The organism is Mycobacteroides franklinii, assembly GCF_001853795.1.
Lineage (GTDB): Bacteria > Actinomycetota > Actinomycetes > Mycobacteriales > Mycobacteriaceae > Mycobacterium > Mycobacterium franklinii.
Window position 1 is genome coordinate 699242 of record NZ_MLIK01000019.1, and the last position, 15954, is coordinate 715195.

Annotated in this window: 17 protein-coding genes; 12 read left to right on the forward strand and 5 right to left on the reverse strand. The window is 62.1% G+C overall.

Annotated features, from left to right (window positions below; translation table 11 throughout):
• Positions 1-10: 10 nt before the first annotated feature.
• Positions 11-466 (reverse strand): hypothetical protein, encoded by a 456-nt coding sequence (locus BKG76_RS11225; protein ID WP_070937710.1) that lies wholly within the window; start codon positions 464-466, stop codon positions 11-13.
• A gap of 130 nt (positions 467-596) precedes the next feature.
• On the opposite strand from BKG76_RS11225, the gene BKG76_RS11230 reads away from it, so the two are divergent.
• From BKG76_RS11230 to dnaB, 8 genes are all read left to right on the forward strand, one after another.
• Positions 597-1019 (forward strand): DUF5318 family protein, encoded by a 423-nt coding sequence (locus BKG76_RS11230; protein WP_070937711.1) that lies wholly within the window; start codon positions 597-599, stop codon positions 1017-1019.
• Between the two features lie 19 nt (positions 1020-1038).
• Entirely contained in the window at positions 1039-3420 is a 2382-nt protein-coding gene (locus BKG76_RS11235; RefSeq protein ID WP_070937712.1) for a transglycosylase domain-containing protein, read from the forward strand.
• An 85-nt stretch (positions 3421-3505) separates the two neighbouring features.
• Positions 3506-5092, forward strand: a complete 1587-nt coding sequence (locus tag BKG76_RS11240) for a glycosyltransferase family 87 protein (RefSeq protein WP_070937713.1) — start codon at positions 3506-3508, stop codon at positions 5090-5092.
• Positions 5093-5334: 242 nt separating this feature from the next.
• Positions 5335-5625, forward strand: a complete 291-nt coding sequence (gene rpsF, locus BKG76_RS11245) for a 30S ribosomal protein S6 (protein WP_070937714.1) — start codon at positions 5335-5337, stop codon at positions 5623-5625.
• An 84-nt stretch (positions 5626-5709) separates the two neighbouring features.
• Complete coding sequence (locus tag BKG76_RS11250) at positions 5710-6213, forward strand: single-stranded DNA-binding protein (RefSeq protein ID WP_070937715.1); 504 nt, start codon at positions 5710-5712, stop codon at positions 6211-6213.
• Between the two features lie 44 nt (positions 6214-6257).
• Positions 6258-6512: a 30S ribosomal protein S18 gene (rpsR, locus tag BKG76_RS11255; RefSeq protein WP_005064619.1), complete on the forward strand. Its 255-nt coding sequence runs from the start codon at positions 6258-6260 to the stop codon at positions 6510-6512.
• An 18-nt stretch (positions 6513-6530) separates the two neighbouring features.
• Positions 6531-6986 (forward strand): 50S ribosomal protein L9, encoded by a 456-nt coding sequence (gene rplI / locus BKG76_RS11260; RefSeq protein ID WP_070937716.1) that lies wholly within the window; start codon positions 6531-6533, stop codon positions 6984-6986.
• A gap of 450 nt (positions 6987-7436) precedes the next feature.
• A complete protein-coding gene (gene dnaB, locus BKG76_RS11265) occupies positions 7437-8813 on the forward strand; it encodes a replicative DNA helicase (protein ID WP_070937717.1) in 1377 nt (458 codons plus the stop codon).
• Between the two features lie 239 nt (positions 8814-9052).
• On the opposite strand, the gene BKG76_RS11270 is transcribed toward dnaB, so the two are convergent.
• Complete coding sequence (locus BKG76_RS11270; protein ID WP_070937718.1) at positions 9053-9598, reverse strand: TetR/AcrR family transcriptional regulator; 546 nt, start codon at positions 9596-9598, stop codon at positions 9053-9055.
• Between the two features lie 88 nt (positions 9599-9686).
• On the reverse strand, positions 9687-10112 hold the full coding sequence (locus tag BKG76_RS11275; RefSeq protein WP_070937719.1) for a hypothetical protein: 426 nt from the start codon (positions 10110-10112) through the stop codon (positions 9687-9689).
• A 636-nt stretch (positions 10113-10748) separates the two neighbouring features.
• Between BKG76_RS11275 and BKG76_RS11280 the strand changes: the two genes are divergently transcribed.
• Positions 10749-11258 (forward strand): hypothetical protein, encoded by a 510-nt coding sequence (locus tag BKG76_RS11280; protein ID WP_131815812.1) that lies wholly within the window; start codon positions 10749-10751, stop codon positions 11256-11258.
• Between the two features lie 101 nt (positions 11259-11359).
• Here the strand turns inward: BKG76_RS11280 and BKG76_RS11285 are convergent, their stop codons facing one another.
• Both BKG76_RS11285 and BKG76_RS11290 read right to left on the reverse strand, forming a co-directional pair.
• On the reverse strand, positions 11360-12637 hold the full coding sequence (locus BKG76_RS11285; protein ID WP_070939137.1) for a TetR/AcrR family transcriptional regulator: 1278 nt from the start codon (positions 12635-12637) through the stop codon (positions 11360-11362).
• Between the two features lie 47 nt (positions 12638-12684).
• The gene (locus BKG76_RS11290; protein ID WP_236737559.1) at positions 12685-13443 is read right to left on the reverse strand and encodes an oxygenase MpaB family protein; all 759 of its coding nucleotides are present in this window, start codon (positions 13441-13443) and stop codon (positions 12685-12687) included.
• A gap of 630 nt (positions 13444-14073) precedes the next feature.
• Between BKG76_RS11290 and BKG76_RS11295 the strand changes: the two genes are divergently transcribed.
• The 3 genes from BKG76_RS11295 (at position 14074) to BKG76_RS11310 (ending at position 15772) form a co-directional block, all read left to right on the forward strand.
• Positions 14074-14814: a DJ-1/PfpI family protein gene (locus tag BKG76_RS11295; protein ID WP_070937721.1), complete on the forward strand. Its 741-nt coding sequence runs from the start codon at positions 14074-14076 to the stop codon at positions 14812-14814.
• Between the two features lie 545 nt (positions 14815-15359).
• On the forward strand, positions 15360-15584 hold the full coding sequence (locus tag BKG76_RS11305) for a hypothetical protein (RefSeq protein ID WP_070937723.1): 225 nt from the start codon (positions 15360-15362) through the stop codon (positions 15582-15584).
• A complete protein-coding gene (locus BKG76_RS11310; RefSeq protein ID WP_083338010.1) occupies positions 15572-15772 on the forward strand; it encodes a hypothetical protein in 201 nt (66 codons plus the stop codon). Before BKG76_RS11305 ends, BKG76_RS11310 begins: the two co-directional genes overlap by 13 nt.
• Positions 15773-15954 lie beyond the last annotated feature (182 nt).

Genomic DNA, 15954 nt, shown 5'->3' on the forward strand with positions numbered 1-15954 from the left:
GCGGCCGGGATCAGCCCCAGTACGCGAATTCGCAGACCGGGTTCGGCTCGTTCTTGAAGGACACCAGCATGTCGCCCATCGTGATCGTGCAGCCGCTGGCGCCAGAACCGTCGGCGCGGACTTCGGAGTTGGCCTCTTCGACAACGTCGATGGTGTGCTCCCAGGGCAGCGACACATTCTTTTCGAGGTGCGCGGGGCCGCCGTTCTCTTTCCAGGTGACGGTGGCGGTCCCGTTGCCGAGCACCTTCAGCACCGCGTTCCCGACAACCTTGCCGGTGCCCGTTACGCCGACCGGCGCCGACGGGGTGACGGCGGGAGCAGCGCTCGGGACGGTGCGTGCCGATGACGTGGTCGTCGAGGTGGATGTGTCGGTAGCCGGAGTGTCAGCGGACTTGCCGCATCCGGCTGCGGCGACGGCGATGATCGCGAAGCCGGCAAGCGCCGGTGATAGATGACGAGATGTCACGTTGCCCCCTCGGAATGACAGTCGTTCAATCGTAACGAGTCGAACGCGGGCAGAGTTCGGGTTTGCAAAGGACAGCCTGTCTGTGCGGCCCACGCTCTGTCGGCGCGTAATCGGACGTACTCTGGTTACCGTGCGATTGCAGAGACAGGTGGTGGATTACGCGCTCAAGCGGCGATCCCTGCTGGCAGAGGTCTATTCCGGGCGTACCGGGGTGACTGAAGTCTGCGACGCGAACCCTTACCTGCTCCGTGCGGCTAAATTTCATGGCAAGCCCAGCTCCGTGATGTGCCCCATCTGCCGCAAGGAGCAACTGACACTGGTGTCGTGGGTTTTCGGCGAACATTTGGGCGCGGTATCCGGATCGGCTCGTTCGGCCGAGGAGCTGGTGATGCTCGCGACGAAGTACTCGGAGTTCGCTGTGCATGTTGTCGAGGTGTGTCGGACCTGCAGTTGGAATCATTTGGTGAAGTCGTATGTCATGGGCGCCCTGCCGGCGCCGAAGGGGACCACCCCACGTCAGCGAACAACTCGGGCCCGGACGGCCAGTGAATAGGCAGATAGGTGACGGCGGCGTGGTTGACGAGCAGAATCCGGTAGCTCCCCACGACGGCCAGGATTCACCGCGCACCCCCAGCATGGACGATCGCCCGACCTCGATCCTGGACCCGGTCGAGGATTTGCCGCTGTACCGGCGCGACGACGACGCGGTGGCCGCGGCACGTGCGGCGCTGGAACGTGATGACGACGAGGGCATGGGGCATGAGCCGCCGCCTCCTCCGGGCCTGCCCGGCACGACGGGTGGTTCGGCGCGCCCGCCGCGGCGCCGTCGTAAGCGAAAGAGCTACGGCTGGAAGACCGTCCGCAATGTGATGATCGCGCTGGTGCTGCTGGCGATCGTGATTCCGTTGGCGACGTTTGCGCTGGCGTACTCGGTGGTGGACATTCCCAAGCCGGGTGACATCCGCACCAGCCAGGTGTCCACCATCCTGGCGAGCGACGGCACCACCGAGATCGCCAAAGTCGTTCCGCCGGAAGGCAACCGGGTCGATATCAAGATCGACCAGGTACCCCAACACGTGCGTGCGGCAGTGATGGCCGCCGAGGACCGCGATTTCTACGGCAACCCGGGCTTCTCCTTCTCGGGCCTGCTGCGCGCGGTGAAGAACAACATGTTCGGCGGTGACACCCAGGGTGGGTCGACCATCACCCAGCAGTACGTGAAGAACGCGATGGTGGGTTCGCAGCGTGCCGGCCTGGGCGGTCTGACCCGTAAGGCCAAGGAGATCGTGATCTCCACCAAGATGTCGCAGTCCTGGTCCAAGGATCAGGTGATGGAGGCGTACCTCAACATCATCTACTTCGGGCGCGGTGCGTACGGCATCTCGGCGGCGTCGAAGGCTTACTTCGACAAGCCGGTCGAGCAGCTGACGGTGTCTGAGGGTGCGCTGCTGGCGGCGCTGATCCAGCGGCCTTCGCGGCTGGATCCCGCGGTGGATCTGCCGGAGTCGACGAATCGCTGGAACTGGGTGCTCGACGGCATGGTCACGATCGGCGCACTGTCCGCTCAGGATCGCGCCGGTCAGGTGTACCCGGCCACGGTGCCGCCCGAGCAGGCCGCGGCACAGAACGCGACCACGGGTCCCAACGGCCTCATCAAACGTCAAGTGATGGCGGAGCTCACCGATCTGTTCAACATCGACGAGCAGACGTTGAACACCGAGGGTTTGCAGATCACCACGACCATCGACACCAAGGCGCAACAGGCCGCCGAGAATGCGGTCAACAACACCTTGCAGAGTGAGAACCCGGATCTGCGCACGGCGGTGGTGTCCATCGACCCGCGTTCGGGTGCGGTCAAGGCGTACTACGGCGGCTCCAACGCACAGGGTCTGGACTACGCACAGCAGGGCCTGCAGACGGGTTCCTCATTCAAGGTGTTCGCCTTGGTGGCGGCGTTGCAGCAGGGGATCGGCCTGGGCTACCAGCTGGACAGCTCGGAGCTGACCTATCAGGGCATCACCATCAAGAACAGTGAAGACGCTTCGTGCGGAACATGTTCGGTGGCCGAGGCGCTCAAGCGCTCGCTGAACACCAGCTTCTACCGGCTGATGCTGAAGCTGAAGAACGGGCCCGACGATGTGGCCGCCGCCGCGCACAACGCCGGTATCGCGGAGAACTTCCCCGGCGTCGCGCACACCTTGTCCGAAGACGGGCAGGGTGGTCCGCCCAATAACGGTGTGGTGCTGGGCCAGTACCAGACCCGGGTGCTCGACATGGCCTCGGCGTACGCGACCCTGGCGGCTTCCGGTACCTACCGCAAGCCGCATTTCATCCAGAAGGTGGTGAACGCCGACGGTCAGGTGCTGTTCGACGCCGGCTCTTCCGATAACACGGGTGAGAAGCGCATCTCCGATGACGTTGCCAACAACGCCATCTCGGCGATGAAGCCGATTGCCGCCTACTCGCGTGGACACGCGTTGGCCGGTGGACGGGAGTCGGCCGCCAAGACGGGTACCGCGCAGCTGGGCGACACCAAGGACAACAAGGACGCCTGGATGGTCGGTTTCACCCCGTCGCTCTCGACGGCGGTATGGGTCGGCACCGACGATGGCAAGCCGATCAAGACCAGTTGGGGCGGGCCGATTTACGGCTCCGGCCTGCCGTCGGATATCTGGCAGAAGACCATGAACGGCGCCCTGGACGGCACCCCCAAGGAGACCTTCCCGAAGCCAGGACCGATCGGCGGTTACGCCGGTGTGCCCACATACGTGCCGCCGCCACCGGTGCCCAACGGTCCGCCGGTGCCTGCGCCGGCAGGCGGCGGGGAAGTGACGGTCATCCAGCCCACCATCGAAATCGCGCCCGGTATCACCATTCCGGTGGGGCCGCCGACGACGGTTCCGGTTGGTCCGGCAGCGCCACCGGCGGGTGACGCACCACCGCCGGGGCAGTAGGCAGGTGCCGACAGAGTCTCGGAGCCGCGTAGCCGGCGACGTTCAGTCTGAGAGCCGCGTAGCCGACGAGCTTGAGCGTGCGACGGTGTCGCCCGAGGAGCTGGCGGATGATCTGCGCAGCGCCGACGATCGCGATTTCCCCAGTCGCACCGACGCGATGGGTGTTGAGCTGTCCGAGGTCGTGGGCGGACCATTGGGGCGGCATGCACTGGTCGGCAGGCAGCCGTTCTGGACGCCGCTGCGGGTGGTGTTCATCATCGCGCTGGGGTTCCTCATCTTGGGATGGACCAGCAAGGCGCCCTGTCTGCAGCAGAGCGGGACCGGCAACGGCGCTGCGCGCGTGGCCAATTGGGACAACAACCGCGCCTACTACCAGCTGTGTTATTCGGACACCGTGCCGCTGTATGGCGCAGAACTGCTGAACCAGGGCCGCTTCCCGTACAAGTCGAGTTGGCTGGAAACCGATTCGGGCGGGCACCAGAAGATCCAGTACGACGGCACCCCAGCGGTCCGGTACATGGAGTACCCGGTGGTCACCGGGGTGTACCAGTACACCGCGATGGCGCTGGCCAAGACCTACACGCAGGCCAGCGATCTACTCGGGCTGCCCATTGTGGCCGAGGTGGTGATGTTCTTCGACATCGTGGCCTTTGGGCTGGCGTTGGCCTGGCTGGTAACCATTTGGGCCAGTGCAGGATTGAGCCCGCGCACCCGTCCGTGGGATGTGGTGATGATCGCCGCGTCACCGATCGTGATATTCCAGATCTTCACGAATTTCGATGCCCTCGCAACGGCTTTCAGCATGACGGCGCTATGGGCGTGGGCACGCAAGAAGCCGTGGCTCGCGGGTGTGCTGATCGGGCTGGGCGTGGCCGCCAAGCTCTATCCGATGCTGCTGTTGCTCCCGCTGCTGTTGGTGAGCCTGCGCAGCGGCAAAATGCACGAGTTCACCAAGACCGCGGCGGCAGCGGCGGCCAGTTGGGTTGTGGTGAACGCGCCGGTGGCGATGCTGTTCCCACGCGGTTGGGGAGAGTTCTTCCGGCTCAACACCCGCCGCGGCGACGATATGGACTCGCTCTACAACGTCTTCAAGTCCTTCACCGGGTGGCAGGGCTTCGACGGTCCGCTGGGCTTCTGGGAGCCGCCGGTCATTCTCAACGCGGTATCGGCAGTGCTGTTCGGGCTCTGTTGTCTGGGCATCGGATATGTGGCGCTGACGGCGCCGCGGCGCCCGCGGGTAGCGCAGTTGGCCTTCCTGGTTGTGGCCGTCTTCCTGTTGACCAACAAGGTGTGGAGCCCGCAGTTCTCCCTGTGGCTGGTGCCGCTGGCGGTGGTGGCGCTGCCGCATCGCCGAATTCTGTTGGCCTGGATGACCGTCGATGCGCTGGTGTGGATACCGCGGATGTACTACCTGCTGGGTGTGGAGAACAAGGGGCTGCCCGAACAGTGGTTCACCGGCACGGTCTTGGTGCGCGATATCGCGGTGATCGGGCTGTGTGTGCTGGTGCTGCGCCAGATCTATCACCCCAGCGAGGACTTGGTGCGCGCCCACGGTGACCACACTGACGATCCGGCGGGCGGGCCGTGCGACGGGGCGCCCGACGCCCCTCCCGAATGGCTGCCTGCCTGGTTGCGCCCGCGTAAGCCCGCGCCGCATATCGTTCGCGCGTAGCCCCGCACCACGACCTTGCTCCATGCCGACACGCCGTGTTCAGGCGGATTTGCGCGGCGTGTTCTCACCACGAGCGGGTGTGTCGCGGGATGGGCAGGCGGACGTCGGTGGATCTAGCCGGTAAGCACGATTTCGCCGGTCAGGGGGCTGTGCGGTAGCCTTGGCCGGTTGCCGACGCAGGCGACTCTCCTGCCACGGATACGCCGTGGCCGCACAAGACCATAGGAGGTGATGAGTTTCTCATGCGTCAGTACGAAATCATGGTCATTCTCGACCCCACCCTTGACGAGCGCACCGTAGCTCCGTCCCTGGATACGTTCCTGAACGTCATCCGCGGTGACGGCGGAACCGTCTCGAAGGTGGAGGTTTGGGGCAAGCGCCGTCTTGCTTACGAGATCGCTAAGCACACCGAGGGCATCTACGCGGTGATCGACGTGGTCGCTGCTCCGGCCACCGTGTCCGAGCTGGATCGTCAGCTTGGCCTGAACGAGTCCGTGTTGCGGACCAAGGTCCTGCGTACCGGAGCCCGCTGACGATCTCCGGGAGGTCCTACGGGAGTCAGTGGACTTCCGTAGGCTGCCGGTTAACTAAGCCGCTGACATCTACGAGGAGGAACCGTGGCAGGTGACACCACCATCACGGTCGTCGGAAACTTGACCGCCGATCCGGAACTGCGATTCACACCGTCCGGGGCTGCCGTCGCCAACTTCACTGTGGCGTCGACTCCCCGCATCTTCGACCGACAGAGTTCGGAGTGGAAAGACGGTGAGGCGCTGTTCCTGCGGTGCAATATCTGGCGTGAGGCCGCCGAGAATGTGGCCGAAAGCCTTACTCGTGGTTCCCGCGTCATCGTGACCGGCCGTCTCAAGCAGCGCTCCTTCGAAACCCGCGAGGGCGAGAAGCGCACCGTGATGGAGGTCGAGGTCGACGAGATCGGCCCGTCTCTGCGGTACGCGACCGCCAAGGTCAATAAGGCCTCACGTGGTGGAGGCGGCGGCGGTTTCGGCGGCGGTGGCGGTGGCGGCGGGGCTTCCCGCTCCAGCGAGCCTGCCGACGATCCGTGGGGCAGTGCCCCGGCCTCCGGTTCCACTACGGCTGCCGACGACGAACCGCCCTTCTGATCTGGGCGACACAACTTATCTAGCTAGAAAGAAAGAGATTCACCATGGCCAAGACGACTAAGCGCCGTCCTGCCCCGGAAAAGCCGGTCAAGACGCGCAAGTGCGCCTTCTGCACCAAGAAGGCGCTGAATATCGACTACAAGGACACCAACCTGCTGCGCACGTACATCAGTGAGCGCGGCAAGATTCGTGCCCGCCGGGTCACCGGTAACTGCGTTCAGCACCAGCGCGACATCGCGATCGCGGTGAAGAACGCCCGCGAGGTTGCCCTGCTGCCGTTCAGCTCGGCGACGCGGTAGGGACCGGAGGGATATCTGATGAAGCTGATTCTGACGACCGAGGTCGAGCACCTCGGCACTGCCGGTGACACCGTCGAGGTCAAGGACGGTTACGGACGTAACTACCTGCTGCCGCGCGGACTGGCGATTGTCGCCACCCGTGGTGCCGAGCGCCAGGCGACGGATATCCGTCGTGCCCGTGAGGCCAAGGAGATCCGTGGCGTCGAGCACGCTCACGAGATCAAGCAGGCCATCGAGGGGTTGGGCGCCGTCAAGCTGACGGTGCGGACCGCAGGCGAAGGCAAGCTGTTCGGTTCGGTGACCGCCGCTGACGTGGTGGGCGCCATCAAGGCCGCCGGTGGCCCGAACCTGGACAAGCGGACCGTCACCCTGCCGAAGGCACACATCAAGAAGGTCGGTTCGTACGCGCTGGACGTGCACCTGCACACCGGTGTGGCAACCAAGGTCACTGTGGATGTAGTCGCCGAAGGCTGATCGATCCGAAATACTGCCGGGTCAACGGCGTCGCGGATTTCCGCGGCGCCGTTGCCGTATCTACTGGCGAATGTATTGTACGCGTGTGCCAGTCCAGCGAAGCTACCTCTAGTTCACCTAGAGGGTTGATCGGGGTAACAGAACACGCCCGAACACGCAACCTGCGGCGACACGCCGGATGGATTCCCATCCACAGTCCTGTCAAGTAGTTCACGGGCTTTCAACAGGGAAAAGTGCAGGACTGTAGGTAGCTATCCCCAGGTTTTCCCCAACCCCCTAACACCGCGTTGGACAGTAGTCCACACCCCATGCCCAGGCTCATCCACAGGGCGGCTTGGCAGGGTGCCCAGCAACATCTAACGTCTACCGCGGCGCGCAGGGTGAACCGTACATGTCGGACCTTGACGCGATCATGTGTTCGACTTGATGTGAATAGGAGGACCGCGCGCCGTGGCGATAGTCGACGATCTGGGCCAGTCCGGTCCGGTTGCCCCTCCGGAGGAGGAGTTCGGCCGCCAACCACCGCAGGATGTGGCCGCCGAACAGTCCGTACTGGGTGGGATGCTGCTGTCCAAGGACGCCATCGCTGACGTTCTGGAGAAGCTGCGGCCACACGACTTCTATCGACCCAACCACCAGAGCGTGTACGAGGCCGTCCTGGACCTGTACGGCAGGGGAGAGCCGGCCGATGCGGTGACCGTGGCTGCCGAGCTGGACCGGCGCGGGCAGCTGCGCAGGGTGGGCGGTGCGCCCTATCTGCACACGCTGATCTCCACGGTGCCGACCGCCGCCAACGCGGGGTATTACGCGGGCATCGTGGCCGAGAAGGCGCTGTTGCGCCGGCTCGTGGAGGCCGGCACCCGAGTGGTGCAGTACGGGTACGCCGGAGCCGAGGGCGCCGATGTGGCCGAGGTGGTGGATCGGGCGCAGGCCGAGGTGTACGACGTCACCGACCGGCGGATGTCGGAAGATTACGTGCCGCTGGAAGAGCTGCTGCAGCCCACGATGGATGAGATCGACGCGATCGCGTCGGCCGGCGGTATCTCCAAGGGTGTGCCAACGGGGTTCACCGACCTGGATGAGATCACCAATGGGCTGCACCCGGGACAGATGATCATCGTGGCGGCGCGACCCGGTGTGGGTAAGTCGACTCTTGGTTTGGATTTCATGCGGTCGTGCTCCATCAAGCACCAGCTGCCCAGCGTGATTTTTTCGCTGGAAATGAGCAAGACCGAGATCGTCATGCGACTGCTCTCGGCAGAGGCGAAGATCAAACTGGGCGATATGCGCTCGGGCCGGATGAGCGATGACGACTGGACGCGGCTGGCGCGGCGGATGAGCGAGATCAGCGAGGCGCCGCTCTACATCGACGACTCCCCGAACCTGACCATGATGGAAATCCGTGCCAAGGCACGGCGGCTCAACCAGAAGGCCGGGCTCAAGCTGGTGGTCGTCGACTACCTGCAGCTGATGACCTCCGGTAAGAAGCACGAATCCCGTCAGCAGGAAGTCTCGGAGTTCTCCCGAAATCTGAAGCTGTTGGCCAAGGAGCTCGAGGTTCCGGTGATCGCGATCAGTCAGCTGAACCGTGGTCCCGAACAGCGCACCGACAAGCGGCCGCAGGTCTCCGACCTGCGTGAATCGGGCTCGCTGGAGCAGGATGCCGACATGGTCATCCTGTTGCACCGCCCGGATGCGTTCGAGCGAGACGACCCGCGCGGCGGTGAAGCCGACTTGATCCTCGGCAAGCACCGTAACGGCCCAACGGCGACGATTACCGTGGCGCACCAGCTACATCTGTCGCGCTTCACGAATATGGCGAGGTAGCCGAAAGCTGCTGTAGGTTCTCAAATTCGGTTTCGTCGTCTCAAAATGAATTTCGTCTGGAATTTCATATACGAAAGGAATTTGAGACGTGAGCGCTATACATTGCCGAGCTGTAGTACCGAGCGATCTGTACGGACGTTCGCCCACCTGGTCTCCTGGACGGATTGCTCACTTTGCACATCGGATCCAGGGCTCATACGGAGCACGTAAGAGTGTGCGCCGCCGGACGTTATGTGGCCTCATAGGTGGGTTGCGGCTCGTACCAGGTCCTCGGCGAATGCCACCGCGGCCTGCGCAGGACCTTTGTCGCCGAGGGTGGCTCCACTGACGCTCACGCCGTCGATCACCAGTACTAGCCGGTCGGCGAGTTTCTCCGGATCGGAGGCGCCGGCTTCACGAGCGATTTCTGTCATGGCATTGCGGATACGTTGGGCGTAGCGCAGCGCCATGACGTGTGCGGGGTGGCTGGGGTCGGGAAATTCGGCGTGAGTGTTGTGGACGGGGCAGCCACGGTAGGACGGCATGACCGCCTGCTCGGCGGTCCATCTCACAACCGCGACGAGTTGAGCGCCGGGATCGCCGGGGTGTTCCTGCGCCACACGCTCGCGAACCTTGTCCCAGGTTGTGGTGTAGCGCTCGAGATAGGCTGTGACGAGGTCGTCTTTAGTCGGAAACTCGCGGTAGAGAACGGCTTTGCCGCAGCCTGCGCTGTCAATGATTTGCTGCATTCCCACGGCCTGGATGCCCCGTTCGTCGAACAGGGCAGCGGCGACATCGAGAATTATGACGGGGTCCGACTATTGCCGGAAACTCGACGTCGAGAAACCCGGAAACCTGATTGGGCCGGAAGCGATCTCCTTCGTCTTAACGGGCCTAACTGCGGGTGTTCTCGCGGCCAGGAACAGCCAATGCCGCCGAGCAGACCAGAAGCACGCTCAGCAACGTCACGCTGACAATGGCGTCGCGGGGACCGTACATGTGCAGCATGGTCAGGTGGTAGATCAAATGGAGCAGATTGAAGACGGTCCAGCCCGCCGCTGCAACCACCACCAGCGTCCTGTTAGACCTGTAGATGTAGGCCAGGGCGCCCACTACCGTCAGCGCCAGGTACATCGCACCAACATCTTTGGCGAAGTGCTCGTTGTACGGGCCGAATGCGGGCAGCCACCGCATTCCCAGGCCGGGGAAAGTGTTGTACCAGTGAACGGGAGCGAGATAGGCCCAAAGCCCAACAAACGCACCCGAAGCAGTCAGTATGGCCAAGCCAATGCGATGAAAGATAAGATCAGTCCTCTCCATTGAGTACAGTTGTGGCTCAGGGAACTTGGGCGCAGGCCACGGTCGTTGCGTCTGTGGTTATCCGCCACCACGGCACGACTTGAGTTCGTTCTGTTTCAAGTGCTTTCAGGTTGTCGGATGCCTCCTTGTTGTCGGTTCTGTATGGCGGGGTTGTCCATTGCGGCTCACGTCCTTTGGACCGCTTGTAGCGCAACGCTGTATTGCATTCGTGCACTTGGAGAATGGACATTAACATGGCTGAGGTTGTTTGAGAACGTCTTGGAGTCGTCGGTATCCAAGCGCCGCCCAGCCGCCGCCTGTTTCAAGCTGATGCGTAACGCCACAGCTTGAAAAGTGGAGCTTCCTCATGGCTGGGACGGTTCGCGACGGCGAGCGAAGGTGCCGGTCCTGGGCGTGCGCGCGGGTGCGCACGCACGACTTCACCGCGCAGTGGCGTTGCTGAAACCCGCCGGTGCTGGTGAAAACAAATCACCCTTGACTTGACCGCAGCACGTCGTGTAGAAATTTCTGCGAACGCTTGTTCGCAGAAATGAGGAGCGCCGGTTAAGGCGAGTCTCTTTGCAAGAGAGATGGTGTCGCCTTTGGCGGCGATGTAGTTGAGAATCATCCACAAGTTCAGCAAAGAAGGTGGTTACTGTGGAAGCTCGCAACTCGTACCCGGTTGACGGGAGCGTCCGTCGGGGCCTGGCCAAGCTAGTCGAGTCCGAGGAACTCGGTGAGTCGTTTGCGCTCACCGCCGCGTCGCATGCGCGGGAGGAGCGACAGGCCAGTGCCTGGGCGTCGATTCACGCCCTTGAGGCACAGACCAACGAGGAAACACGGAAGTTCCTTCAACACAGTGGAATTGAAGTCAATTCCTCAAATCGAGTCGCGGCCAAAGTCGGCCGTATTGCGGCTCCTCCATCGGTGTACTGGCCATGGAACGTTCAGCTACGTTCGTTGAGGTTGGCGACTCGACGTTATCTCCCGGTATTTCAGCGTCTTTCGGAGGACTTCCGTGGCACGCCGTATCAGGACTTCTTTGAGTACGTTGTTGATCACGAAGTTGCGATTATCCAATTCATCGAGCGTGAGTTGGATGGCAAGCCCTCCCCTCTTGACGCTATCGCCAGGCTGCTCGACCGTTCGGTGCCGGAGTTGAGATAGTCCGCGAGCGTGGGCCGCTGCTTGCTAATACTCGCACCGCATCTACCGACTACTGCGCCCAAGTTTTACGCCGTGTAGTAAACAGTTCGCCGCAGTGCGAGTTATCGTTGGCCGGATCGCCCACTCCCAGAAGCAGATTTACGCTCGCGGGTGCGTGTGGCCGGCTTTCCGAGAAGTGCGGCCTCCATCAGGTACCGGGCGCTCGCTTGGGCGTGCTCGGTGTTGTGTCGGTTGGCCAGGCGAACGAGGTCGACGGCTAGGGCGAAGGCGGCTTGAACTGCGAACCGGGCGTGTCCTGGCGTGATGTCTGGGCGCGCGGAAAGCACTAATGCGGACCATGATTGGACCGTGGAGCGCTGGATGTGCCGTAGCGTAGTGCGGTCCTGCGATGTGAGACTGTTGCGTTCGCTGTAGTAGAGATAGGCCAGTTCGGGACACTCAAATGAACGTGTCACGTAGTCCGATATGAGCGCTCTGAGGGCGGGAACAGGCTCCGTTGTCTCGGCCAGTACACGTGACAGGCTGGCCGATATGCGGTCGGCAGCGCGTCGGAACGAGCAGGCGAGGATATCCGCCTTCCCGGGGAAGTACCGATAGATACCCGAGGCTTGAATTCCGAGCGCTGCAGCGATGTCTTCCATGCTTGTCTGGCGATAGCCGCGCGCGTTGAATAGCAGCATCGATTCATACAGCAGCATTTCGTAGATCCCCGCGGCGGCCGTCACCGCTGGTGCTTCGGGCAATGGCTTGTCTGATCGGGGACTTGCAGGTAGGTCGGCGAACAGTACCGACTCGGCCAGTTCGACAAGGATGGCGCGGATTTCGGCGCCCGGCAATGCGGCCCGATGATCGGTGATGCTGCCGATGACGCTCAGCGCCGCCGAAGATAGCGTCCAGCGTTCACGCGAGGTCAGCGCGGGCCGTATCGCCATAAGCGGCTGCTGAAGCCTGCGGTTGACGAGCTTGATCTGCGCGGCCAGTTCGTGCTGATCGTCCTCGTTGAGGTACCGGCCTTCCCAGCGGAATAGACCGCCGGCTGCGCGGTTGGCGAGGGTGGTCTCGATGAGGCCGTTGATTAAGGCGCGTAGCGCGCTTCGGGGATCGGTGTCGGCATCTTCGTGGTCGGCAAGATCAGTCGCTTCAACAAGGCCGTTACCCAGCGCGAGTACCGCGTCGCGGAACAATTCGTACTTGCTTGCGGAGTGCCGATACAGCCCCGTGGCCGAGATGCCGACGCGTGCTGCTATTTGTTCCATGCTGGCAGCGTGGTAGCCGGACTCGCTGAAGGCCTCGGTCGACGCCTTGGCAATCTGCATCTTCCTGTCCTTGGGACGACGCTTCACCGTGTCGGCTTCATGCGGCCGGTGGGGGACTGGCATCTCATCACGGTAGCGTGCCGTGTCCAAATTTACGTGCATGGTGACGATCAGCCCTTTGAACTAGTCAGGTCCGATCGCCGACGCGCTTGTGATACATAGCGAGCACGGTGCGGCGTCATTGCGAACTGACTGCGTATTGCTCGAGCGTAGATAGCGAAAGCCGTTCTTTCCCAGGAATTTTGCCGGATATCGAGCAGTTCGCATGCTCTGGGATGTTGCACTCCGCGTACCCCGAGGCCGGGTAACCGGGACGGAACCCACGTGCTTGGCCGAAGCGCCTGAGAGAGCAGCTGCGAGCAGTGTTCGGTGAGGGCGAGCTGTGAGGCGCACGCCTCGGTGAAGTACGCAGTGAAATCGGCCCACGTTGCGGGCATGGGTCGAGTTGAGACGCCGTAACGCGCGTACCACAGGCAACATTCATCGTAGAGACGTTCGTGTCCGTACTGCGTGAGAGGTTCGCTAAAGGTGTTGATCGCGGTGACCAGAGTGTCGACGTAGGTGGCGTGCTGAAAAAAGAAGATATCGGGCTTGAGCGCGTGGTATCGACGACCCGTTGACGTCACGCCCTTGACGTGTTCGTGTCCGAACCTGATGACTGGACTGGGATCGCTCTTCCCGTATGCCATGTAGATCATCTGCGACACCGCCCGCCGCTTGTGGTCCCAGAGGCGATTATGCACGTGCTGCGCCAGTGCAGCGGCGATAGCGGGATGCAGGACCTGCAGGGTGACGGCCCGCGGCAGTGTCAGAAGAAAGCGTCTGTCTCCCAGGTACTTGTCGAGCAGCGGAGTGCTGCTCGAGATCACAGGCCCGAGTCTGGGTGTCGCGCCCATTTGTCCAGTGCTCCTAGGGTTCTGCCGCATACGTATCGAGGTAGGGGTCAATGGCGGTCGCCGCGCAGGCGCCACGAACAAGTCAGCACTCTGCGGAGAGCTGGATCAACCACGGCAATGACAACATGCGTCACCAAACGAGTGAGACGCGAATTCCGTTGAACTGCTGCGCCTTCGAGATCCCGCTCGGCCAGCTTCAAGCGGCGGCGTGCTCGCGCAGGCTTGGAGCCCGCGAGGTGGTCGCGCACGTGTATGACACCCCGTGCCGGTCGCGGCAAGGACTGCACCGTCAGGTGAATACGCCGAGAACAGATGTTCACTTCTAGATGGGACTCCATAGCGCCCCCCTCGTTCCTCGAACAAAATATTCCTGTTAACAGGGCATTTGTTAGTTGCCGGGCGTGATCATAACGCACCATCGCGATCGGTCGTCGGGAAACAAGATTCGGAATTACTATTAACATAGTACTTGCGCAACGCGCGTTCGTGCTAGATCCTTTCCAAGGGACAATCGTCCGTCTTCTTGCCGAGGCGGCCTCAGGCGGCCGAGGGCGGGTTCTGGACGGTTCAACGGTGAACATTTGTCCGAGAAGGAGTTTGGGATTGACGCAGATCGCATTAGTGCTCTTCCCGGGATTCACGGCCCTGGATTTAGTTGGCCCATATGAGGTGCTCCGGTTCTTGCCGGAAGCTGAGGTGCGGTTCGTGTGGCATGAGGTTGGCCCGATCACGGCAGACTCGGGGGCCTTAGTACTGGGAGCCACGCATACTTTCGAGGAAACGCAGTGCCCGGACATCGTGGTGGTGCCTGGAGGCAACACGTCGGTGGCCGTCCACGCTCGAGACGAGGTACTCCTGTCGTGGCTAAGGTCCGCCAACAGCCAGGCGACGTGGACCACCTCGGTATGCGGGGGGTCTTTGATATTGGCCGCGGCGGGGCTGCTTGAAGGCTGCAGGGCCACTTCGCATTGGCAGGGGCTTCAACTGCTGCGTCCGTTCGGGGCCATTCCGATAGACAACGAACGTATCGTGCACGAGGGCAATATCGTTACCTGTGCCGGTGTTTCAGCCGGCATCGATCTCGCATTGTGGATTGCCAGAGAGGTCGGCGGATCAAACAGGGCTGAAGCAATCCAGCTGGCGATCGAGTACGACCCGATGCCGCCGTTGGATTCAGGTCATTTCAACAAGGCGTCGCTGGAAGCTAAGACAACAGCAAGGGCGCTCTTGGCTCGCGAAAGCGTAAATGGCCCGCAGATACGCGCAATCACAGCGCTGCTGTGGAGGCAAGCGCTTGGCAGTGTTCGCCAACGCGCGCAAAAACGTGGCTGGGTTCGTGCATGAAGGACGATGTCTCCATTGCTCAAGCGCGGTCATTGGTGATGGCGCTCCGCGGCTATACGAGCGAGCTGCAGCAGTCCATCGCATCTGCTGAACGCCACGTCCAGCGGCTTGGCCCTCGCGCAGCGGGTGTGCTGCGCTACCGTCAGAAGGCGGCCTCGTTGCGCCGGGACTTACACGAGGCTAAACGCCTCATCAGCAGGCTGCATCAGCGATTCCCGATTCTTCACGATGCGACGCGCATCGCGCTATCTGGCGAACACGTTCAGCGCCAGGCAGTTCGGCACCGGATTGAGAATGACTCACCGCGCCGGGGCGACGCTGTTATCAGCTTTACCCGCCAGTGGGGGCCGCCGGTCGGGGGCGGCCCCCACGCCCCATCGCCGCCCGGTCACCGCGACGGAAGGTCCTAGGGTCGGTCGGACGATGGGTATTGAAATCCTCGAATATGTAAGGGCGAGAGCCCAATCTGACGAACCAAGAATGGACAGTGCGGCGCGTAGAACCCGGCAGGGTCACGCTCCGGTAATCGAAAGGATGGGCGGACCTTGTTAACCAAGCTCAATCGATTGCTCAACTACGAGATGAAGGTCTCCGAGTTCCTCGGAACACTCATCATCATCGGGATTCCCTACGGCCTGATCGGCATTGTGTGGACTCTCACCCACACCTCACATCTTAAAGAGTTGCACGGCATCGACCTGGTGATCTCATTTCTCGGTTCGATTGTGTGCTGGCCGGTGCTGACGTTCTCGAATGTGTGCATGACGTGATGATTGCCCTGGTATGGATCATTGACGTCTTGGTGATCATCGTTCAGATCATGGGGGGCCGACGCAAGGTGAACCCGGTGTTGAGGATCGGCCTGTGGGTCTCCTTTGTCTGCCTCGTGGCAGCTGCGGTCGCAGCGATGGTGGGACTGCTGGTCCTTCTGAACATGTGGCTCAACACCCTGCACTGACTTCGTGCACCCGTGTCAACCCCAATCACTCAATGCGATTAGTTATACGCATAAGCCTCACGAGTGTCTCGCATATGCGTATCGAAATCCATTGGTAAATAACACTTTAACGAAATAGTGGCTTGATGCTGAGATGCGCTCGACGCCAGAATAACCATTCACATAATGCTTGCGAAGCTGAC

Bases quoted from the DNA above. Each gene is read 5' to 3' on its own strand.
- rpsR (WP_005064619.1), top strand. From the start codon at position 6,258: ATGGCCAAGACGACTAAGCGCCGTCCTGCCCCGGAAAAGCCGGTCAAG.
- BKG76_RS11285 (WP_070939137.1), bottom strand. From the start codon at position 12,637: ATGCCAGTCCCCCACCGGCCGCATGAAGCCGACACGGTGAAGCGTCGT.
- rpsF (WP_070937714.1), top strand. From the start codon at position 5,335: ATGCGTCAGTACGAAATCATGGTCATTCTCGACCCCACCCTTGACGAG.
- rplI (WP_070937716.1), top strand. From the start codon at position 6,531: ATGAAGCTGATTCTGACGACCGAGGTCGAGCACCTCGGCACTGCCGGT.
- BKG76_RS11275 (WP_070937719.1), bottom strand. From the start codon at position 10,112: ATGGAGAGGACTGATCTTATCTTTCATCGCATTGGCTTGGCCATACTG.